This is a genomic window from Serratia liquefaciens (genome assembly GCF_027594825.1).
In the GTDB taxonomy this organism is placed as follows: Bacteria; Pseudomonadota; Gammaproteobacteria; order Enterobacterales; family Enterobacteriaceae; genus Serratia; species Serratia liquefaciens_A.
The window spans coordinates 145,136-165,328 of the sequence record NZ_CP088930.1 but is presented as its reverse complement, the minus strand read 5'-3'; the positions used below and the strand labels follow the sequence as shown (position 1 = coordinate 165,328).

Below are 20,193 nucleotides of genomic sequence, written 5' to 3'. Positions count from 1 at the left end.
CTCTGGCCGCAGCAACTGCGACCAGAGCCTTTTAAGCTTCTACGCTGTTTTCAGCACAGAACTCACGGTACCAGCTGTCTTGCGCCAGCAACTGCGCATGGCTGCCGCTGCGACGTAACCGCCCTGCCGCCACAATGGCGATGCAGTCTGCCTGCGCCGCCAACCGAGGATTATGCGTGACGTAAATGCAGCTGGTCCGCCCGCGTTGACGGGCCAACAATGCCATGACACGGCTGGCGCTGAGCGAATCCAGGCTGGCAGTCGGCTCATCCAACAGCAAGATTGGCGTTCTGGCGCACAGGCTACGCGCCAGGCAGAGACGCAGCCTTTGCCCCCCGGACAGTGCCGCGCCCCCCACGCCAACCTGACTATCCAGCCCTTGCGGCAAGCGGGCGATCTCCTGTAGCAGGCCCACTGCGGACAGCGCCTCCTGCATTTCATATTCTTTTAACGCCGGACTGGCCAATTGCAGGTTCCAGCGGATACTGCCCTGAAACAGGGGCGTATCTTGCATCAGCAGGTTGCGCCAGTTCGCCAGCGTCTGCTCGCCCAACTGGCGGATGTCTGCCCCGCCAATGAGGATCTGGCCCTCGGTGGCGTCGGCATTGCGCGCCAGCAGCCCCAACAAGGTACTTTTACCCGCGCCGGAGGGGCCAACGATCGCCAGTAATCGGCCCGGCGGAATATCCAGGTCGATCTCGCTGAGCAGGCTTGTACCGTCAGGCAGGCGATAGCCAACCTTTCGCACCAGCACATGGCTGTCCGCAGGGGTTTCACCCGGTTGCGTAAACTGCAGCGCCGGCGTTTCCAGGACTCGCAGCACCTGCGTTAGCGCCTGCCAGGCATTGCGCAGCGACTGGCCGAGATGCGTCATGGTCGACAGAGGCTCGATAAAGCGCACCAACAGCACCATTTCGGCGATCCACAGCGGTGTCGTCAGTTCGCCACTGCCCACACGCCAGGCTCCCAGTAGCAGCACCAACAGAAACACTCCCTGAACCGCACCGGCAAAAGCCAATGCGACAGGCAGTGAGCGCCGCTGAAGCTGCATGACGTTACGGTATTGAGCGACCAGCGCCTGCACCAGTCGTTGCCCGCTCTGCTGATTCAACCCCGCAGTACGCAACAAGGCCTGCTGCTGTCCAAACTCCGCCAACTGGGCGGCACTTTTGCGTTCAGACTGATGGTGCTGCTCTTCCAGCACCAGGGTGCGCCGCCCTCCCCAGCGCAGCCACAACCCCAACAGCACCGCTGCGCCCGACAGACACCCGGCCAGCGGCAGATCAATAAACGCCAAACCGACAATCACCGTTGCCGGGGTCACCACCGCGGCAATCAGCGGCGCCAGTAAATGCGCCGGGATCGCCATGGCGGTCAGCACCGGTCCCCGCACCAGGCCGGGCAGTTGCACCCGATCAAGCAAGTTGGCGGGAATGCGGGGAATATGGTGAACCAGTGCCCCGATCAGCACCCGTACCAGGGTGCTGCCCGCCAGATACCCTTTTAGCGTAGCCACGAACATCACTACGCCATAAAGCGCCGTAGTCGCCAACAGCGGCCATAACGCCGACCAGACCTGTTCAGCGTTGCCACTAAACCAGGCGACAATCAGCGGCAACAGCATCAGGCCGGCGATACCGTCCAGCACCGCGCATGCCGTCATCCACAGCAGCGTTTTCGTCAACCTCGCGCGATCCTGCGGCGTAAGAAATCTCAGGCGTGCCAGCTTAATAGCCATAGGTGTCTCCCTGACTGTCCCACAGGCGGCGGTAAAGCCCGCCGGCGGCAAGCAGTTGCCGATGGTTACCGCGGGCGACCAGTTGCCCGCGCTCCAGCACCAGAATGCAATCGGCATCGATGACATCAGCCAGTCGGTGGCTGACGATCACGGTGGTCCCAGCGCGCTGGCGTAACCGCCCCAGCAAGGCAACGGCGGTTTGCGGATCGAGCGCCGAGGTAGGTTCATCCAGCAGCAGAATGGGCGCCGGAGACAACAAGGCGCGGGCAATGGACAGGCGTTGCAGTTCCCCGCCAGATAGCTGAATGTCTTTACCGGGTATGCTCTGGTAACCCAACGGGCGCGCCATGATTTCCTCGTGCAAACAGGCGGCCCTGGCCGCGGCGTGAATGGCGGCCGGTTCGGCATCCGGGCGGTAGAGCGCGATGTTTTGATCCAGCGGCTGCGACAGCGCACAGCCTTGCTGCAACACCGGCGTGATCAGCCGGAACCGCCCGGCGTCGGATAAGCTGTCCAAAGGTTGACCACCGACGAGGATCTGCCCGCGATCCGGATCCATAAAGCGCGCCAACAGCAGCAATAAACTGCTTTTCCCCGCCCCTGATGGCCCAACAATCGCGGTGACGCTGCCGGCGGGCAGCACAAAGCTGATGTTCCGCAGGACGGGCTGACCGGCGTAAGAAAAGTCGAGTTCACGCACGTCGATATTGGCCGGTGCGGCCAGATCAGGTTGCTGCGTGCCTTCCGTCATCTCTGGCATCGCCAACAATGCATTCAGCCGAGCCGCTGCCTGCCTGGCGCTGCGCAGGGCATCGCCGCCGTGTCCCATCGCCTGCAACGGTGCGGCAATGGCTTTGACCATCAACAAAAACACGCACAATTGCGCGGCAGGCAGCAGACTGTGACCTAACCCCAGCGCGCCGGCGATCGCCCAGACAGCCAGTAGCGGTGCCCCCAGCAGCAGTTGCGTACCGGCGCTGAAACCGCCGATGCGTTGCACCCAATGGCTGAATGCGGCAGCAAACAGTTCGCTTGCCGCCTGAGCCTGAGCCTGCACCCCGGCCTGTGGATACTGCCGTACCGCTACCGGGTGACTGGCCAGCGAGCCATAGCTTTCCAGCATATGCTCCATCGTACGGTCGCGCTGTTCGACAGCACTACGAAAACGAGAAGCACGCATAGCCATAAACAACCCCACGGCGGCACCAAGGGGCAACAGGACAAACAGCGCCAGCGACAGGTTCAGCGTCAACAAATAACCCAACGCCACCAGCGGGACGACCAGCAAATTCACCAGATCCGTCGGCGCATGGGCGACCAACTGATGCAGCGCCCGCACGTCCTGTTCAACGTAACGGGCTACGCCGTCCTCGCCCTGATGAACAAACCAGTTCAGCGGCAGACGCTGCAATTTGGTTGCCAATTTCAAACGCAGTTGATGGCAAAGCCCGGCGTCTACCCGATGCGTGAGATACAAAGCCAGTGTCTGGCCCAGCAGCCAAAGCAAACCGCTGATGGCGATGGGCCACAGCACCCTCATGTCGCCCAGGGTTTGATCTCTGGCGGCGATATACCCCAGCAGGATCCAGGGCACCAGTGAACAGATGCCCGCCAGCGCCTGCAAAAACACAGCCGCCCCCAGCGGGCGATAATAAGGCCGCAACAAGAGGTGTAATGCCCCTTCCATCGTTATCACTCCACAAAATTCCGTGCCTTACGATAACGGAATTGCGGGGAGGCTCAGGTAAGGATGCTTTCGCCAGCGCGACTTTTTGTTTAGGCCACCGGTCAGCGCGCCACCAGAGTGCTGGGGGAGACGCCGAAGCGTCTGCGAAAGGCGATGGAGAAATGCGCCGGACTGTAGCCCACGCGGTAGGCAATGGTCGAAACATTCGCCTCTTCGGCACTGAGCATGCGGTGCGCCTGCTGTAAACGATACTCCTGTAGCCAGGCGTACACGCTGGCGCCAAAAACCTGGCGGAAACCCTGGGTCAATTTGCGGGTATTAATGCCCGCCTGCGCCGCCAGACTGTCCAGCCCGGGGGGATTTGGCAGGTCGGCAATCAGCAGATCGCGCGCGGCGTGGAGACGTTCAATATCGGCATGCGAGAGCCGCAGTTCGGTGATGTCCTGCACGGGAGCATCCGACAAGTGGTGCAGGCTCATGGCGATCAGTTCCATCGCCTTACCGGCCAGATACAGATCGCGCGTGGCACCATGCAATGGGCAGGTCGCTATCTGTGCGGACAATGCCAGCAGTCGTTTTGGCGCAGGGCCTATCAGCATTTTCGGCGGCTGTCCCGCCCGATATTTCAGCGCGGCGGGAAACATTTCGGCATGCTGATCCTGTCCGTCGCTCTCCAGTTGCAAAATGGTGTAGCGCAACGGGATATCGCGCTGGAAACGGTGTATTACCCCGTTGTCACCCAGGTTGCCAAATGCGCAAAGCGAAGGCTCGGCAATATGCCGCATGGCCTGTCCTGCAACCCGGCATTGCATTTGGCCGCTGTGGACCAACGCCAGCTTGATGCCGTCGATCAACGGATCCTCTTCCCATTGTGATTGCTGTTCCAGCCAGGTGCCGCTGTGCAGCATGATGTGCGGCGCGAATTTCAGACGTTCAGGTCCCGGTTGCGGGTGTTGCTCTAGGGGTATCGGCATGGTTGTCATGATGTGTACGAGGAGCAGGGTTTTCACTATGGCACAACGACCGGAAATTGAAAATAATTCCCATTCAACTTTCCGGCCGCCGTCCCCTGCCTACTTCTGATTAACCGCCTGGAACTCCGCCAAATTCTGCTGTGTGATGGTTTTGTAAGGCACCCAGTTATAGGGCTCGACCTGCTGTTTTTCCAACAGCGCCCTGGTCACCTGCACGGCCCCGATGGCCTGCCCTTTGGCATCCTGGAAAATGGTCAACGTCATGCCGCCGTTTTTAATGAACTGCTGACCGTCCGGCGTGCCGTCGATACCCGCCACCAGAATGGTTTTGTTTTTGGCCTGATTCAACGCCATGATGGCCCCAATCGCCATTTCATCGTTGTTGGCGGCAATCGCGTCAATCGGGCGACCGTTCAGCAGCCAACCGGACACCACATCCACCGCCTCATTGCGCTGCCATTTGGCGGTCTGTTTCTCCAGCACCTTCATCTCTTTATATTTGGCGATCACCGCTTCCACAGCGCGGGTGCGCTCGCGCGCCTCTTCGTTGGCCAGCGCCCCCATCAGGATCGCCACGTTACCGCGGTAGTTCATCTTTTTCGCCAAGGCTTCCATCTGCATTTCTCCACCGGCCGCAGAGTCCGACCCCACGTACGCCATGTCCTTGGCCAGTTTTACCTCCGGTTTGCGGTTGACGAAAATCAGCGGAATATTGGCCCTTTCGGCCGCGTCCATCATCGGCTTCACCCCCTGGGTATCAACCGGATTGAGGATAATGGCGTCCACCCCGAGGTTGATAAAATCGTCCACCTGCTGCACCTGCAGCGCCACGTCCCCTTTGGCATCGACAAACTGGCCGTCCATGCCCAACTGCTTAAGTTCACTCACCATCTGTGAACGCAAAATAGAGACAAAGTTAAGATCGAAATTGGCCAGCGCGACGCCGACCTTGTAGGTTTTCGCCTGGGCGCTGAAGCTCATGACGATGCTCAGCAGTATCAGTAGCCAGCTTTTGGTTTTCATGATGACATCCTGTAGGTTGAGGTTTATTTATTATTAAAATCAACGCATCATTTTTGCCTGCCGGGCACCGACCCTGCCCGGATGTGTTCAGGCTATCGGGTAAAATGGTCGCGGAACTGTAACAGCGCGTCGGTGCTGTCACCGGATGCCCACCCTTCCATCGCCACCACGCCCTGATAACCGATGTCTTCTAACGTGCGTGCGATGGCGCGGTAATTGATTTCACCGGTACCAGGCTGTTGCCGCCCCGGCACGTCCGCCACCTGGATTTCCCCTATTGCCGGGCCACAGCGACGGATCAGTTCGATAAGATCCCCTTCGCCAATCTGCGCATGGTAAAGATCGAGATTCATCTTCAGGCCTGGGCGGTTTACCGCCTCCACCAGAGCCAGGGTATCGCAGGCTTTGGCGAAGGGCGTGCCGGGGTGGTCGCGCGGCAAATTGAGGTTTTCCAGCGTGAAGACTTTCCCGGCCCGCTCCGCCATGTACGCCAACCGGCTTAGCGTGTCGGCCGCCTTGAGCCACATCGCACCGGTTACCACCGCCACCGGTTTCACCGGTAACCCCTGGGGATCCAGCCCGGTGCCGTGAAGATTCAGGCTCGGGCAATTCAAACGTTGTGCGACGGCCAATGACTGCTCGGCGGTGTGCAACAATTGGGCAATCTCCTCGTCGTCGGTCAGGTTACCGCTGAGATAACCGGTCATTGACGTGAAGCGCGCCCCGCTGGCGGCCAAAGCATCAAGGTCTTTATTGGCCCAGTTCCACATTTCAACGCCAAACCCTAGCGCATCGATACGCGCCACGCGCTCGGCAAAGGGCAGATCGAGAAATACCATTTCGGCACACGCGGAAAGCTGATAACTCGCCATCATTGCCCCTCCAGCTTGACCGGTTTGCCCTGCTGCACCGACTCGATACAGGCCAAGGCTATTGCCAGCGCATTGCGCGCATCTTGTCCGGTAGCACGCGGACTGCAACCTTGCCGGATGCTCTGGGCGAATTCGGTCAACTCCGCCACGTAGGCGTCACGCAACAGATCGGTATCCTGCCGCGACGTTTCTATGGCGATGCCTCCGGCGTGATAACGCACGCAGTTGTTCAGGTTGATATTGCCCGCCTGCAACATGCCTTTGCTGCCAAACACCTCGCCGCGCACGTCGTAACCGTACACCGCCTGGAAATTGGCTTCGGCGGTGGCGATAGCCCCGTTGTCAAAGCGAAGGGTGACCACGGCGGTGTCCAGCAGCCCTTGGTCTTTGAAGTCCGGCCGCACCAGGGCATCCGCCAACGCATAAACCTCTACCGGCCTGGCGCCAGGGTTGAAATGCAGTAAGGTATCGAAATCATGAATCAAGGTTTCTAGAAAGATGGTCCACGCCGGGATAGGCGCCGGATCCCGTAGCAAGGGGTCGCGCGTCACCGAACGGGACAACTGCGTGGTGCCATTCTCACCCGCCTTCACGGCGGAGATAGCGGCGGCAAATCCGCTGACAAAACGGCGATTAAAGCCGACCTGTAAAACCACCCCCGCCCGTTTTGCGGCAGCAATGACACTGTCTGCCTCATCCAGCGTGATGGCCATCGGCTTTTCGCAGAACACATGCTTGCCGGCCTTTGCCGCTGCAATTACCCACTCCGCATGGGTTCGTGCCGGAGAAGCTATTACCACCGCATCAATTGCCGGGTTGTCCAGCATCGCCTGCAAATCGCTGTAGGCTTCAACGCCCAAGCGCTCAGCCAGCCGTTGAGCTGCGCCCGGCAGAGGATCGGCCACCGCCGCCAACACCGCCCCCGGTACGCGCCGTGCCAGCGACTCCGCATGGAAAGTGCCCATTCTGCCGGCACCGATCAAACCAACACGCAGGGGTTGGGATGAATGACTCATAGTGATTCCTTATGTGAGGTAACGCCCTATTGGGCAACGAGGTTCACCCTGGGTATTGCAAAGGGGATGCCAGCTCAAAACACGCGGAATTTGTGAGACGTTGCACAGATAGGCACAACAAAGTGACAACTAAATTGACATGTCAATTTCACATGTCAATAAAATGAACATTACATTCCAAACAGCGGGGCGCACCATGCAGACAGCCGCCGGCCTGATGCCGATCAAAGACGAGAGCGATCCGATATTCAGCCTGCCTGAAGGGGCGGAATCCGGTGAATGGGACAGCCTGTTTTGGCAAGGATGGCAGGCGTTTAATGAAGGCGGACAGCCTGGTTGGATACGCAAGTCGATTCTGCAATCCTGGCGGCGCTCGCGGGAATACGGCATCGACCCGGATGAATTTGTCTATCACGCCCCGCCGGCTGACCAACTGCTGGCGATCCTGGCGCACAATGCCGAGCTGATTGCCGTGGCGCGCAGCATTATGGAAAACCTGCTGGCCTATAATCCCGACGGTCACATCAACCTGACCGATGCCCATGGCGTCACCCTTCACTACTGTGGCGCGGACATGACGCCGATCGGCAGCATCTTGTGTGAAGAGGTTCAGGGCACCAACTGCACCGCACGCTGCCTGCTGGAACAGCGGCTGGTGTATGTGCTCAGCGGTGAAAACTGGAAAATGGGCCTGCGGCAACGACATCGCCAATGCGCCGCCGCGCCGGTGCGCAACGCCGAAGGCGTCATGATTGGCGTGCTGACGCTCACCGCCACGCCGGATAATTTCAATGCCCACACTCTGGGTACCGTGCAGGCGGCGGCGGAAGCCATCGGTCAGCAGCTCAAGCTGCACCGGCTGCTGGCCGAGCAACAGTCCATTTTGGAAACCCTGAATGAAGGCGTGATGGTCTGCGATGGCCACGGCCGGCTGAAAACGGTCAACCGCTATGCTCGCCAAATTTTTGGCGGGTTGGAGCCCGGCGATACGCCGATTGATGAGCTGTTGCGTCCCCAATCCGGATCGTTGTTAACCATGCCGTTTTGCAACGATCGCGAAATGGTCTTTATGCCCGTCGGCAAGCCGGCCCTCTGCTGCGTGATTTCGCTGATGCCTGCGCCGGATAATGGCCGGGTGCTCTCCCTGCGTGAAAATCAGCGTATCCGCGCCATCACCCGACGAGTCATGGGCGTGAGCGCCAGCTACACCTTCGAGATGATCTTCGGCCATTCCAGCCGTATGCGGGAGGCGATCGTACAGGCGCGCACCTGCAGCCGCAGTGACAGTACGGTCTTGCTGACGGGGGAAAGCGGCACCGGCAAGGAGCTGTTCGCTCAGGCAATCCACAACGGCGGTGAGCGCTGCAACGAACCCTTTGTCGCGGTCAACTGCGGCGCCTTGCCGCGCGATCTGGTGCAAAGCGAGCTGTTTGGCTACGTCGATGGCGCCTTTACCGGATCGCGGCGTGGCGGTTCGGCAGGCAAATTCGAACTGGCGGACGGCGGCACGCTGCTACTCGACGAAATCGGTGAAATGCCGTTGGATGCGCAAACCAGCCTGCTGCGGGTGTTGCAGGAAGGCGAAGTGTTGCGGATTGGCGCGGCACATCCGGTCAAAGTGAATGTGCGAATTATTGCTGCTACCCACTGCGATTTGCTGCAGGCCGTGGAGAACGGTGCATTTCGTCGCGACCTTTATTACCGCCTGAACGTCCTTTCCCTCCCCGTTCCGCCCCTGCGTGAACGTCGGGAAGATATCGCCGGGCTGGTCAACGGCTTTATTCACAAACTGAGTACGCGGATGAAAAAGATCCCGCCGCAGGTCTCGCCGCAGGCCATGGTGTGCCTTAACGCCTGGCACTGGCCCGGCAACGTGCGTGAATTGGAAAACCTGGTGGAGCGGATGGTGAACCTGTGCGAAGGGTTGCTGATCGACGTGGATGATCTGCCCAGGGAGATCGCCCAAGCTTTTCCTGAACAGGAAGCCATCCCCTCAAGCCGTCTGGAGGACAATGAACGCGCCCATATCATTCAGATCATTGAGTCCAGTAACGGTAATCTGCGACAGGCGGCTCGTCTGCTCGGGCTTTCGCGCACCACCTTGTACAATAAAATCAACAAGTGGCAGATTGATTTGACCTCGCTGCGTCCCTAAGGATGTCGGCTTGACAGCACTGCGGCGGCGTTCGATGATGCAGGTTCTCGCTCGCCGCTCAGGTTCTGCCAATGAAAACATCCCCTGTTGTTACTATTCACTATTGTTCGCAGTGCAACTGGCTGCTACGTGCGGCGTGGATGGCGCAAGAGTTGCTCCACACCTTTAGCACCGATTTAGCTGCCGTCACGCTGGTGCCCGGTACCGGTGGCATTTATGAAATCACCGTCGACGACGTGGTACTTTGGGATCGTAAAATCGAGGGCGGCTTTCCGGATGCGGCGGCATTGAAACAGCGCTTGCGCGACCATTGTTTCCCCGAGCGCTCATTAGGGCACCTAGACAATAAAGGTAAGAAAGGTTAAGGGGTTACGGCTTGAGCCGCCTGCCGCAGTTGGCCGATGGCCGCCGGCATGGCCAGGCCAAAACTCAGCAGTGCATTATCATCAATCACCAACAGACGTCTTTGTTGACCCGCCGGGGTAAAAGCCAATCCGGGCAGCGCCCAGATGTTCGCTTCTCCGCCCATTCGTTGCAAACTGCCTTTGCCTATCACCAGCAACTGCGGCGCAGCAGCCACCAGGCCCTCCTGGGTTAACGATTGATAACGTGCTACGCCGCCCATGGCATTTTGCAGCCCGGCGCTGCGAATGGCGCCATCGGCGGCGGTGCCGCTGCCTGCACCCATGGCCGTGATCCCAGTGTGAGCCATGATAAACAGCACCTTGACCGGCAAAGGGTTCGTCGGCATCGCGGCGAGCTGGCGATCCAACTCTGCCTGCAGGGCTTTCCCCTCTTTTTCGCGGCCCAGGGTGGCGGCGATCACGGCTATTTTTTCGTCGATCGCGCTCAGCTCGGGTTTGCCTGTCACGGTGACGACTTTTACCCCGGCCTGCTCAACCTGCTGCAATGCCAACGAGGGTTGCGACAGCATGCTGGCGATCACCAGCGTGGGTTTCATCGCCAGGATCCCTTCGGCGTTGAGCAGCCGCATATAACCGACATTAGGCAGCTCCGTGGCCTGCGGCGGTTGCAGACTGGTGCTGTCGCGTGCGACCAAGCTTTGCTGGGCGCCAAGCGCATAAACAATCTCCGTGATATCTCCGCCAATCGAAATCACGCGTTCGTTGGCGAAGGCCGAAAACGGCAGCGCCAGCAAGCCGATAATCCACAGTTTCATTGGGTGTCTCCTTCAACGGGGGATGAATGACATAGCCGCCCTTCGCTGACGAAAGGCGGCATAAGGAACGTTAAGGGTTCATCCGCAGGATGGGCTTAGAAATCCACGTTTACGCCTAACTGGAAAGTTCTTCCCGGCATAACGGCCAACGCATTGTCGTAAGCATCCTGTTGGGTCGAGTCCGTGAGTTCGCGGCTGCTCAGGTAGTCACGGTATTTTCTGTCGGTGATGTTATACACACCGCCGCTCAGCTTCACATTACGGGCCACCTGCCAGTAGGCGGACATATCCACCAGGCCATAACCCGGCACGCGCAAATATTCCGTGGTTGCGTCGGTGAGCGTACTGCCGCTGGCGTTGTTGTAGCTTTCACGGTTGGTGGCCGTTGCCTGCTTGCCTTTAACGAAGGTCGCGGTCACCGCCGCGCCGTAGCGTTTTGCCGGATCGTCCCACGCCACGCCGACAATGGCCTTCATTGGCGCGACGCTGTCGATATCGACATATTTATCGCCGGAGTAACTGGACTTGGACTTGCCCTGGTTATACCCCAGGGCAAAGTTGGCGCTCAGGCCATTAACCTGCTCAAACCAGGTGCCAAAATTCAGCCGGGTGCTGATTTCACCACCGTAGATATAGGCCTTGTCGCGGTTTTCTGCCTGATAGATGGTGTAGATATTGGACGGCACGTTAGCAAACTTGTCCGGACTGCTGGCACGCTGGTAGCGGGTATAAGCAATGAAGTTTTTATAGGTGTTGTAGAACAGCGAGGTGCGCAGGGTCACGCCTTCGACAACATCTCCTTTCACGCCCCATTCCAGGTTATTGCTGGTCTCGGTATTCAGATCGGCGTTGCCGATCAACGCATACTGTGCGGTGCCTGCGTAGCTGGAGCCGAGGTTCCATGAGCCATAAAGTTGGCTGGCGTTAGGGAACTGCGCACCGCGTTTGTACTGGAGATAAGTCATCAGCGTCGGCGTCAGATTGTACTGGAAGCTGAGTGACGGCAGGACCTGGGTATCGGTGTTGCTTTTGCCGTACAGCGTTTCCAACTCGGACTCCGTCAGCACCGTGCTGCCGGTCGTCAGGCTGCTCAGGTTTTGCGGCTTGGTGCTTTGGTGAGCCACGCGTACGCCCGGTACCACGGCAAAACCGTGCCCGTCGAGATCGAACTGGATCCTGTCCTGCACAAAACCGCCCAGCACATAGCTGCGACTGTCGGATTCCGGCTGCATGATGGCGGTAAATGCACTGGGTGCTGGCTCTTCACGGAACGGTCGCTCGGTATCGGTCAACCTTGCATTGAGTCCCCCGCTCAGCGTATGCCGTCCCCATGTTTTGGCTATCTGGCTTTCAAAACCATAGGTGTTGACGTTGTAGTCGGAGTACACCCGCTCCATGCTGCCAGTGCTGGTGGGCATATAGGTGTTGTCATGCGCCTGAGTCTGTTGGTAATAGACTTTTGAGGTCAGGGTATCGACAAAATCGTTGTACGGCGTCCATTCATCTTTCAGGCTCACTCCCCAACGGCGCGTATTGCTTTGCTGTTGGGCGGTCCCCAGAATGGCACTGCCGGCCGAGTTCCAACTGTCGTAATGGGTATGGTTGGTTTTGTCATAATAATCCACCGTGCCGGTGAGTTTGTGCTCGTCGTTCGGTTGCCAGATACCGGAGGCCATCAGCGCATTGGTGTGCCAGTTAGCCGGATAGGCCTGGTGGGTGCCGCTGTTATTGCGCGTTTCCTGGCCGTCACGGCGACTGTAAACAAACACCCCGCGCAGTTGTTCATCGCCCGCAGCGGCGGTAATGCCATTGTGCCAGCTGCGATTAGACGAATCGTAATCGCTCTGATAACCAAAGTAGGTCTGTTTGGTGGGGGACAGGTACTGATCGGCTGATTTCGGTAAAAATGAAACGGCGCCGCCAATAGAGGTATTACTGCGTTCAATCGAGGTTGCGCCCGATTCGATCTCCACCTGGCCGTACATGTAAGGGTCGATATAGTCCCTGCCGATTCCAAAGGTATTGAGCCCGGCGCGGCTGACGTAGCTGCGGCCAGTGGCATCAGGCTGTGGAATGCCGTCGACGTCCAATCCGACGCGATTGCTCTCCAGGCCACGGATGTTATAACCGGTATACCCACTGCGATCGAAACCGCTTTTCCCCGATGATGAGCCCCCGCTGACGCCGGTGGCACTGATCAAGGGTTCGTAACGCATAATCGAACCGAAATCATTACCCCCTTTTTTCTGCATGTCCTGCGCGGTAATTGTGGTGATTGTTCCGGATTTGTTTTCAATAGCCGGCGCCACCACCGTTATTTCCTCTTCACTTTGCGTGGTCTTTTCTAATGAGGTTTTCTTAACTTCGGCATTGGCGTTAAAGGCGCTGGCGATTAACGCGCCCCATAAGGCGGAATGCCCGATAATTCCCCGGCAATTAAAAGTTCTGCACATGTGTTAGCCCTGCATTAATTATTAGTATTTGCTCGCAGTTGCTTCGCCACTCGGGTTTAACCGAGTCAAAAGGGATTAAGAGAAATTAATAATGGTAAAATAAAGGTCTTTCTTCGCAGACTCAGTAAATTGATAATAATGACAATGCATACCATAAGCAACGTCGTTATAACCTTATTAAATACATTGATGAGATATTTCCAAACCGCTTACGAAATCCTTACAAAGCGGCGTCGGCAGCCGACATGGCGCAGAGGCATTGTGGAGCATGGGGGAATAAAAGCCGTAATAAAGCGGTGGGCATAGCCCACCGTGACAGAATTAAACAATAAAATCAGTGGCGGTATTTGCCTGGCCTACGATATTCACCAGGAAGTCCGGTGTCGCATGGCCACTTATATTCAACGCCAATTCACTAAAATCATTTTGTGCATGGTAAGTCAGGGTTGCCTCGCCAGCCTGACCGCTGAAACTGTCAACGAAATGAATAAATCCTGCGCCATTCTCGCCCTGATTAAAGAAAGACAGGTCAATCTTGTCGATACCGGTTTCAAAGTCGAGGATCTTATCCGGTGCTTTGAACGGTGAATCGCTCACGGCGGAGAAAACAAAAATATCACTGCCGCTGCCACCGGATAACTGATCCTGGCCGCCGCCACCGTAAATAACGTCGTTCCCCGCGCCACCCTGAAGAATATTGGCGGCGTCGTTGCCGACAATGACGTCATTCCCCGAACCGCCAATGGCGTTTTCGATGACGGCGCCTACGGCGATGGAAATGTTGCCCGTCAACCCGCCAACGTCAGAGAAAGAGCCTTCGGTCAGATTAATGCGTTGGTCTTGCGTATACCCTGAAAAATCAAGGGTGTCGTTACCGCCCGCATCCCAGACGGAGAAAATCAGTTTCTGGCTGCTGTCCGTCGCGGTGTAGAAGTCTCTGCCGGAATTAGAGTTGAATCCATATACCGTGTCACCGGTGCGCGTGGTGGTATTGGCGCCATATAAATACTGAATGGCAGCAATATCATCGACCAGCGGAGCCGCGGCATAATAACCGCCGTGATCGCCGCCGGTGACAGATTCATCCCAATAGCTCATCAGGCTGAACATGCGAGTGTCTTCGGCGTAGGTAGCCTTGGCGTAGCTCGGGCTTTGTCCGGCATTATAAACCCCAGGGTGATCCAACCCCAAAGTGTGCCCCAATTCATGGGTGATACTCAGGCGGCCATAGTTGCCCAGTTCAGGGTGCAAATTGGCATAAACCCCGTCACGAGGATCTGCATAATCGTAATTGATATTGAACCAGCTTTGACCGTCGGTATTGTGCCCGCGATAATCTTTACCTGCGCCGGTAAAAGGTTTAATCGCATAAGCCTGGCCGTCGCCTTCATAATTGCCGAAGGTAATGTTGGACTTCTGCCCCGGGGCTACTTCGACGAAATTAAGGTTGGCCACATCGGCCCAAGACTGCAGGGAAAGCTTGGCCTGTGCTTTTTGAGCGGCAGTAAAGGCGCTAAGCCCGGTATCCTGGCTTTCAAAGCGACCATTTAAATTGCTCTTATTATAATCCCAATCCGGGAAGGAGTAAGTGACCGTGGCACCTTGGCCGATGACGTGAGTACCATTCCAGGTTTGTTCACTACGCGCTATTTGCTCGCCTGCCGCTTCTATATCAAAAGAAGGCTTATTATTGATGGTTGAACCATTGCCTCTATTATGGTAATTCAGCAAATCATTAACACTATCCCAACCGTTGGTTTTTCCATTTAGGGAATTATCCATATCCATCTCCATTAGGTTAATTCATTTCCGTTATATATAATTCGCTCGCGATATAAAAAACCACTGCAATATCACTATGCAGCATTTAAAGGCTAGTCTGATTTTCAAATAGCTCAATATATATTGATAAAATATTTTTTCGTGGAGTAAATAGCTTAAAAACACGCAGTCATTAAAGGGGCATATTTCTTTCACATGGCTCTGCGAAGTCCCCTTTCAATCCTCACGGGCTCTCTTGCTTTTGGGCGGGCCTCTTGCGTTATACTGTACCCCACTTTTTGTAACGAACTCAGATGACTATGGAACGCTTTCTAGAAAATGCCATGTACGCCTCCCGTTGGCTACTTGCTCCGGTTTACTTCGGCCTGTCCCTGGCCTTGCTGGCGCTGTCGATTAAATTTTTCCAGGAGATACTGCATGTTCTGCCGAACATTTTCTCCATAGCCGAAGCGGATCTGGTTCTGACGCTGCTCTCGCTGGTCGATATGGCGCTGGTGGGTGGCCTGCTGGTGATGGTGATGTTCTCGGGCTATGAAAATTTTGTTTCGCAGCTGGATATCAGCGAAAACAAAGAGAAACTGAGCTGGCTGGGCAAGATGGATGCCACCTCATTAAAAAACAAGGTTGCCGCGTCAATTGTCGCCATTTCCTCCATTCACCTGCTGCGGGTGTTTATGGACGCCAAAAACGTGCCGGACAACAAACTGATGTGGTATGTGATCATCCACCTGACCTTTGTTCTTTCGGCTTTTGTGATGGGTTACCTCGATAAGCTGACGCGCTACAAAAACTGATCCCCCTTGGCCGCCAGTCTCCTGCTGGCGGTTAGCCCTCTCCCCCTCAAAACACGCAATTTCTTCAACGAGTTGTGCTTACTGGCGTTTGAATCGGCTGACGTTATTCGCTGTTTTTCAACCCAGGCGGCTTTCATTTGGTGCATCTGATGATAATAACATTATAATGTTATTACACTTCGACCGGCACAGAGGCCCACGCAAGCTGAGCTTTGTCCCGCTGACAGGATCCGAAACACACATGCCGCTAAATGGTAATCCCCTGCAGTACCAGGATGTTCAATCTATCCTGCCACACCGTTTTCCCTGTCTGCTGGTTGACCGCATCCTGCCTGCCGGCACTTGCATTGCCGAAGGCCGCCTTAGCGCCATCAAAAATATCACCGCCAACGAACCGACATTCTGGACCGGCCATCATCAGATGACGGTGTTTCCCGGCGTGTTGATGGTCGAAGCGCTGGCGCAGACCACCGGCCTGTTGGCGCATTATTTTCTCAGCCCGTTGCTGCCAGGCGAGCATTACTATTTTGCGGCCATCCATCGCGCCCGTTTCTATCGTTCGGCACGTCCCGGTGACCAACTCTGTATGGAAGTTACATTTGTCCGACAGCGCTCCGGCATTGCCCGATTTTCTGGCCGTGCGTCGGTCAATGGCCGCAGGATATGTACCGCAGAATTTATGTGCGCCCGTAAGTAAGGCTGCCTTTTTAGGATGGAGGCTTGAAGAAATTACTATGTCTTTGGTTGATAAGCTGCTAAATAGCCTGGATTTCTCCCCTCGCGGTCAGGTCATTGCACGGGAGTGGGATCACTGCGGCGAAATTATCGTCTCCGATCACAAGGGTTACCGTACCCTGCGTTTTGACGGCATTTGCGAACAGAGCAAAATGTGCATCAGCGAGCCGCAGGTGCCGGTTCACAACTACATCAAAACCATGCTGATGGCAGTCGCCTGGCAGCCCCCCGCCTCTGCACTGATCCTGGGGCTGGGCGGCGGTGGCCTGGTGCGGGCGCTGCACGCCTATGATCCCAATATGCTGTTGGAAGTGGTGGAATTGCGCCAGGCGGTGGTGTCTGTCGCCCGCCGATACTTCACTTTGCCTGCCGAGCAAAACATCACTATGCATATCGCCGATGCCGCGGATTTCTTGCGGGCCCCCGCCGAGCAGCGTTATGACCTGATTTTTTCCGACCTCTACAGCGCCTTTACCATGGATCCGCAACAGGGCACGCAGGCCTTTTTGGCACAGTGCGCCGACCGGCTTTCGGATCCGGGCTGGCTAGTGCTGAACTACCATGAAGTGCCGGATGAGGGCTCGCTGCTGTATCACAGCTTACACCGGGTGTTTAACACGGTTCTGTACTGCGTGGCACCCAGCGGCAACGTGATTATCTACGCTGCGCTTGCCAGTACCGAAACGCCGCTCAGCCTGCTGCGCCGCCTTTCCGCAGAGGTAGGACCAAGCTTTAGCTGCGATCTTCGCTACCTGTCGCGCAAAATTGAACGGCTGCACTTTAGCTGAGGCGGTATTGCCGCCCTGCTATGATCATTTGATTATCATCCTCTGGAGCAACCACCATGGAAAAGAAAACGGCGCGTCTGACCGTCCTTATCGACCCAGACAAGAAAAAAGCCCTGGAAGAACTCTGTCTGCAACAGGACGTGACCCCCTCTCAGGTGATCCGTCAGTTGATACGTGACTATCTGCACAAGCACCAGGTGGAGTATCCCAGCCAGCCTACCCACTCCAATCCTCGGGTGGACAGCGTCTGACATCAGATGGCGCACAACAATACCATCTGGCGGATCCGGATCACGTTGGCCCTTCGTTCGGCTTCTGACGCTTTCCGCCCTAATCCGGCGGAAGCTTTAGCATTAACGCCACACTGAATTAATGAACAATGCGTGGATTTTCTCACCACTCTCAACGGTTTGTTTAAGTATTCACAACCATTATGATTAAAGAAAATCCTAACAATGAACTAATTTCAAAGCTAACGGTTCACCATTATTTAAATAACAAGAAAATCATATTGACGCAATGGGAATACAATGCATTGATTTAATAAGAGTAAAGAATTTATTAACGAAAAAATTAACAACAACCTCCTCTTTATTTGATTGTTTAAACGTTTTTTTCCTGCCCCGGTTAACGCAGTGATTTATTTGACTATCTGTCAAAACACTTTAAAACACTTCATTTATTTTTATGTGTTGGTTGATTTTTTAGTCGCCATTGCTATTGTTGATGATGAGTCATTCATCGCTCCCGAACCGACCAATAAACCTTATTTTTATACTGAAAAATGCATAAGGACCTGACTATGCCCATTAAAAAATACGTCATTCTCGACAGTAACCCTGCGGCCGTTGGGAATAATGATTTTATTCTTTTAGGGTTAAAAAACACCGGCTTCGCCAGAGGCTGCCCAATGTTATTTGGGGGTACCGCAGATGCAAAAGACGGCCCGGTTGACGGTAAGTATTTTGCGTTAAACGTCATTAAAAGAGAAACCTGGGAAGAGACTTTGCATAATATTGAAGTCCAACAGGTTGTTCGTTATCAGGTTTACCCTAACGACATCAGTTTTTATACCAGTAAAGACTTCATCTTCACCGGCAAAGTTGCCCTGGGGGGCGAATTTGCCTGGATACGAAAAGTCAGCAAAGGAAAGTTAAAAACTTACTTTAAAAGTAAGCCTTCAGCGACCAAAGCGATGTTTGCTCAAGAGCTGTATGGCATGACGCTGGATCCTGATATCGACCCTACCGACGGTGAATTTGAACAATATCTTGGTTCCGACAGTCTGAGCGCTATTTATTCTTACTGCAAAGAAACCTGTAAATAAACGCAAAGCTCAAATTCTTTTTTAATCTCATAGGTTATTCCCTGCGTTTACATCTAAATACTATTGGGTGCTGATATTATGATCACACAAGGTTATACGTCAGATGAAAAGAGTATTGTCAAAAATGTCATCGGCAAATATAGCAACACCGGACTGTTTATTATTGAGCCCGGCGATCCCTTGCTGGTCAGTTTTTATGACATTCAACTCAAACTTGCCGGCCTCACCTCAGGCTACTCCCCGCAGTTCACCCAATGCTGGCAAGAAACAAAACGGCTAAAACGCAGCGGCGGCCGGTTGACCGAGGCCAATAACGGGTCGGCTCAACCGGTCTACAGCATAGTGCGGCTGGATTCTACCGACGGCAGCAATTACCGTGCTGACGCCATTGGCTCCCTGCCGGTATCCGCCGCCAACGTGACGCAAACCCTGGGACTGTTTGACGGCGAAGCGGTTAATGTCGGCACGGTGAACTACAACCAGGCTTATGTCTATGCCGCAGACTGTACCCTCAGCGCCAATGGGGTTTATCCAGGCAGCCAGATCGCTACCGATTATCCGGTCACGGTGATTTATACCTTTGCCCAAACGATTGACAGAGAGACGATATACGGCGCAGAAATTATCACCACGCAGAGTTATCCCAAGGATATTTACAATGAGTCGCCTCGAAGTATTATCAACCCGAACGAAATAAAGATTTGTTTAACCCGTGATGAACCCGACTGCGACTACCGTAATACCTATGACGGCTCGGTCAGAGTGCCCATCAAAGGAAATATCACCTATCTGGGTCAAATTGAACTTAGCGGTGGCCAGCCGGTTAAAGCCAGTAATACTATTTATCTAATCCGCACGCGGGCGGGTGGCGATCCCGTCACTCCTTTTGGTAACTATAATATTTTCAACTCCGCTAACACCCGAATCAATGGCAACAATATTTCCTGGGACCTGGACTGGCTGAGGTTTAATCAGGTCAATTTTGATTCGGGCGAATGGATCTATTATGTTTTCAAGGTCATTCTTAACGTTGAGGGGAAAAGCATAGTTGCGTTTATTACCAATGCTCCGAAAGAAATCGAACCGGACCAACGTTTTTTAAATACCGTACAATTAAAACCGATGCGTATCGTGTACGGGTGCCTGGCGGGTGACAGCAAAATCCTAATGCAGAATGGCAGTGAAAAACCGATTTCCGCCATAGATATTGGTGAGACTGTATTATCGAAAAATAATAAACCGCTACGCGTTGAGGCGGTTACCAGCGGCCAGGAGCACCATTATATCAAGATTAGCGTGCGCAATAGCACGGGTAAGAAAAATAATATCACCACCAGTTTGGGCCACCCTTTCATCACGCCGTCAGGCGTGGTCATAGCTCGGGAATTAACCCCATCCAGTAAATTAATCACCCTGGATGGCGAAAGCGAAATCATTAGCATTGTTCAACAGCAGGGCGTTCTGAAAGTCTACAACCTGCAACTTTCCTCCCACGACGAGCACTACACCGATAACTGCCTGTATGCCAACGGCATACTGGTGGGTGATATTCAGATGCAAAGGATCTATGAGGATGAATATCATCAGCGCCCCGCTAACGTGCTGAGCAAATTGCCGAAAGAATGGCATCAGGATTATCAAAATCATCTCGATAAAGCGGGGAAATAAT

17 protein-coding genes are annotated in these 20,193 nt (G+C 55.1%); 8 read left to right on the top strand and 9 right to left on the bottom strand.

The annotated features are described in order from the left end of the window. Positions 1 to 31: 31 nt before the first annotated feature. From LQ945_RS00720 to LQ945_RS00695, 6 genes are all read right to left on the bottom strand, one after another. Entirely contained in the window at positions 32 to 1,738 is a 1,707-nt protein-coding gene (locus LQ945_RS00720; RefSeq protein WP_270102045.1) for an ABC transporter ATP-binding protein, read from the bottom strand. Next, on the bottom strand, positions 1,728 to 3,425 hold the full coding sequence (locus tag LQ945_RS00715; RefSeq protein WP_270102044.1) for an ABC transporter ATP-binding protein: 1,698 nt from the start codon (positions 3,423 to 3,425) through the stop codon (positions 1,728 to 1,730). The genes LQ945_RS00720 and LQ945_RS00715 overlap by 11 nt, the downstream gene beginning before the upstream one ends. Before the next feature lie 101 nt (positions 3,426 to 3,526). After that, positions 3,527 to 4,399, bottom strand: a complete 873-nt coding sequence (locus tag LQ945_RS00710; protein WP_044551051.1) for a helix-turn-helix transcriptional regulator — start codon at positions 4,397 to 4,399, stop codon at positions 3,527 to 3,529. Positions 4,400 to 4,498: 99 nt separating this feature from the next. After that, complete coding sequence (locus tag LQ945_RS00705; protein WP_270102043.1) at positions 4,499 to 5,422, bottom strand: substrate-binding domain-containing protein; 924 nt, start codon at positions 5,420 to 5,422, stop codon at positions 4,499 to 4,501. Positions 5,423 to 5,514: 92 nt separating this feature from the next. Further along, the gene (locus tag LQ945_RS00700; protein WP_270103031.1) at positions 5,515 to 6,294 is read right to left on the bottom strand and encodes a TIM barrel protein; all 780 of its coding nucleotides are present in this window, start codon (positions 6,292 to 6,294) and stop codon (positions 5,515 to 5,517) included. Further along, positions 6,294 to 7,310, bottom strand: a complete 1,017-nt coding sequence (locus LQ945_RS00695) for a Gfo/Idh/MocA family oxidoreductase (protein ID WP_270102042.1) — start codon at positions 7,308 to 7,310, stop codon at positions 6,294 to 6,296. The genes LQ945_RS00700 and LQ945_RS00695 overlap by 1 nt, the downstream gene beginning before the upstream one ends. Before the next feature lie 196 nt (positions 7,311 to 7,506). Between LQ945_RS00695 and LQ945_RS00690 the strand changes: the two genes are divergently transcribed. Together LQ945_RS00690 and LQ945_RS00685 are read left to right on the top strand one after the other, a co-directional pair. After that, positions 7,507 to 9,465 (top strand): sigma-54-dependent Fis family transcriptional regulator, encoded by a 1,959-nt coding sequence (locus tag LQ945_RS00690; RefSeq protein WP_270102041.1) that lies wholly within the window; start codon positions 7,507 to 7,509, stop codon positions 9,463 to 9,465. A gap of 71 nt (positions 9,466 to 9,536) precedes the next feature. Then, positions 9,537 to 9,830, top strand: a complete 294-nt coding sequence (locus tag LQ945_RS00685) for a SelT/SelW/SelH family protein (protein WP_270102040.1) — start codon at positions 9,537 to 9,539, stop codon at positions 9,828 to 9,830. Here the strand turns inward: LQ945_RS00685 and LQ945_RS00680 are convergent. From LQ945_RS00680 to LQ945_RS00670, 3 genes are all read right to left on the bottom strand, one after another. Then, complete coding sequence (locus LQ945_RS00680) at positions 9,827 to 10,645, bottom strand: heme/hemin ABC transporter substrate-binding protein (RefSeq protein WP_270102039.1); 819 nt, start codon at positions 10,643 to 10,645, stop codon at positions 9,827 to 9,829. The two genes, LQ945_RS00685 and LQ945_RS00680, sit on opposite strands and share 4 nt — an antisense overlap. A 95-nt stretch (positions 10,646 to 10,740) precedes the next feature. Beyond that, on the bottom strand, positions 10,741 to 13,098 hold the full coding sequence (locus tag LQ945_RS00675; protein WP_270102038.1) for a TonB-dependent receptor domain-containing protein: 2,358 nt from the start codon (positions 13,096 to 13,098) through the stop codon (positions 10,741 to 10,743). A gap of 321 nt (positions 13,099 to 13,419) precedes the next feature. Then, the gene (locus LQ945_RS00670) at positions 13,420 to 14,880 is read right to left on the bottom strand and encodes a serralysin family metalloprotease (protein WP_270102037.1); all 1,461 of its coding nucleotides are present in this window, start codon (positions 14,878 to 14,880) and stop codon (positions 13,420 to 13,422) included. Positions 14,881 to 15,179: 299 nt separating this feature from the next. Here LQ945_RS00670 and LQ945_RS00665 point away from each other — a divergent pair, with 299 nt between their 5' ends. The 6 genes from LQ945_RS00665 to LQ945_RS00640 all read left to right on the top strand — a co-directional run bounded on the left by LQ945_RS00665 (position 15,180) and on the right by LQ945_RS00640 (position 20,192). Further along, positions 15,180 to 15,674, top strand: coding sequence for a TIGR00645 family protein (locus LQ945_RS00665; protein WP_044551034.1), 495 nt, complete (start codon positions 15,180 to 15,182; stop codon positions 15,672 to 15,674). 241 nt (positions 15,675 to 15,915) lie between these two features. Continuing rightward, positions 15,916 to 16,371, top strand: a complete 456-nt coding sequence (gene fabZ / locus LQ945_RS00660; RefSeq protein ID WP_020826847.1) for a 3-hydroxyacyl-ACP dehydratase FabZ — start codon at positions 15,916 to 15,918, stop codon at positions 16,369 to 16,371. 37 nt (positions 16,372 to 16,408) lie between these two features. Next, positions 16,409 to 17,197, top strand: a complete 789-nt coding sequence (locus tag LQ945_RS00655) for a spermidine synthase (protein ID WP_270102036.1) — start codon at positions 16,409 to 16,411, stop codon at positions 17,195 to 17,197. A gap of 56 nt (positions 17,198 to 17,253) precedes the next feature. Beyond that, positions 17,254 to 17,448, top strand: a complete 195-nt coding sequence (locus LQ945_RS00650; RefSeq protein WP_270102035.1) for a ribbon-helix-helix protein, CopG family — start codon at positions 17,254 to 17,256, stop codon at positions 17,446 to 17,448. Between the two features lie 551 nt (positions 17,449 to 17,999). Further along, positions 18,000 to 18,524, top strand: a complete 525-nt coding sequence (locus tag LQ945_RS00645) for a hypothetical protein (RefSeq protein WP_044551028.1) — start codon at positions 18,000 to 18,002, stop codon at positions 18,522 to 18,524. A gap of 78 nt (positions 18,525 to 18,602) precedes the next feature. Continuing rightward, the gene (locus LQ945_RS00640; RefSeq protein ID WP_270102034.1) at positions 18,603 to 20,192 is read left to right on the top strand and encodes a Hint domain-containing protein; all 1,590 of its coding nucleotides are present in this window, start codon (positions 18,603 to 18,605) and stop codon (positions 20,190 to 20,192) included. Position 20,193: the final 1 nt, after the last annotated feature.

What these genes read in the sequence shown, in the direction of transcription:
- LQ945_RS00705 (WP_270102043.1), bottom strand. Translation starts at nt 5,422, where the DNA reads ATGAAAACCAAAAGCTGGCTACTGATACTGCTGAGCATCGTCATGAGC.
- LQ945_RS00710 (WP_044551051.1), bottom strand. Translation starts at nt 4,399, where the DNA reads ATGCCGATACCCCTAGAGCAACACCCGCAACCGGGACCTGAACGTCTG.
- LQ945_RS00715 (WP_270102044.1), bottom strand. Translation starts at nt 3,425, where the DNA reads ATGGAAGGGGCATTACACCTCTTGTTGCGGCCTTATTATCGCCCGCTG.
- LQ945_RS00675 (WP_270102038.1), bottom strand. Translation starts at nt 13,098, where the DNA reads ATGTGCAGAACTTTTAATTGCCGGGGAATTATCGGGCATTCCGCCTTA.
- fabZ (WP_020826847.1), top strand. Translation starts at nt 15,916, where the DNA reads ATGCCGCTAAATGGTAATCCCCTGCAGTACCAGGATGTTCAATCTATC.
- LQ945_RS00685 (WP_270102040.1), top strand. Translation starts at nt 9,537, where the DNA reads ATGAAAACATCCCCTGTTGTTACTATTCACTATTGTTCGCAGTGCAAC.
- LQ945_RS00670 (WP_270102037.1), bottom strand. Translation starts at nt 14,880, where the DNA reads ATGGATAATTCCCTAAATGGAAAAACCAACGGTTGGGATAGTGTTAAT.
- LQ945_RS00690 (WP_270102041.1), top strand. Translation starts at nt 7,507, where the DNA reads ATGCAGACAGCCGCCGGCCTGATGCCGATCAAAGACGAGAGCGATCCG.
- LQ945_RS00700 (WP_270103031.1), bottom strand. Translation starts at nt 6,294, where the DNA reads ATGGCGAGTTATCAGCTTTCCGCGTGTGCCGAAATGGTATTTCTCGAT.
- LQ945_RS00645 (WP_044551028.1), top strand. Translation starts at nt 18,000, where the DNA reads ATGCCCATTAAAAAATACGTCATTCTCGACAGTAACCCTGCGGCCGTT.
- LQ945_RS00650 (WP_270102035.1), top strand. Translation starts at nt 17,254, where the DNA reads ATGGAAAAGAAAACGGCGCGTCTGACCGTCCTTATCGACCCAGACAAG.
- LQ945_RS00720 (WP_270102045.1), bottom strand. Translation starts at nt 1,738, where the DNA reads ATGGCTATTAAGCTGGCACGCCTGAGATTTCTTACGCCGCAGGATCGC.
- LQ945_RS00665 (WP_044551034.1), top strand. Translation starts at nt 15,180, where the DNA reads ATGGAACGCTTTCTAGAAAATGCCATGTACGCCTCCCGTTGGCTACTT.
- LQ945_RS00640 (WP_270102034.1), top strand. Translation starts at nt 18,603, where the DNA reads ATGATCACACAAGGTTATACGTCAGATGAAAAGAGTATTGTCAAAAAT.
- LQ945_RS00695 (WP_270102042.1), bottom strand. Translation starts at nt 7,310, where the DNA reads ATGAGTCATTCATCCCAACCCCTGCGTGTTGGTTTGATCGGTGCCGGC.
- LQ945_RS00680 (WP_270102039.1), bottom strand. Translation starts at nt 10,645, where the DNA reads ATGAAACTGTGGATTATCGGCTTGCTGGCGCTGCCGTTTTCGGCCTTC.
- LQ945_RS00655 (WP_270102036.1), top strand. Translation starts at nt 16,409, where the DNA reads ATGTCTTTGGTTGATAAGCTGCTAAATAGCCTGGATTTCTCCCCTCGC.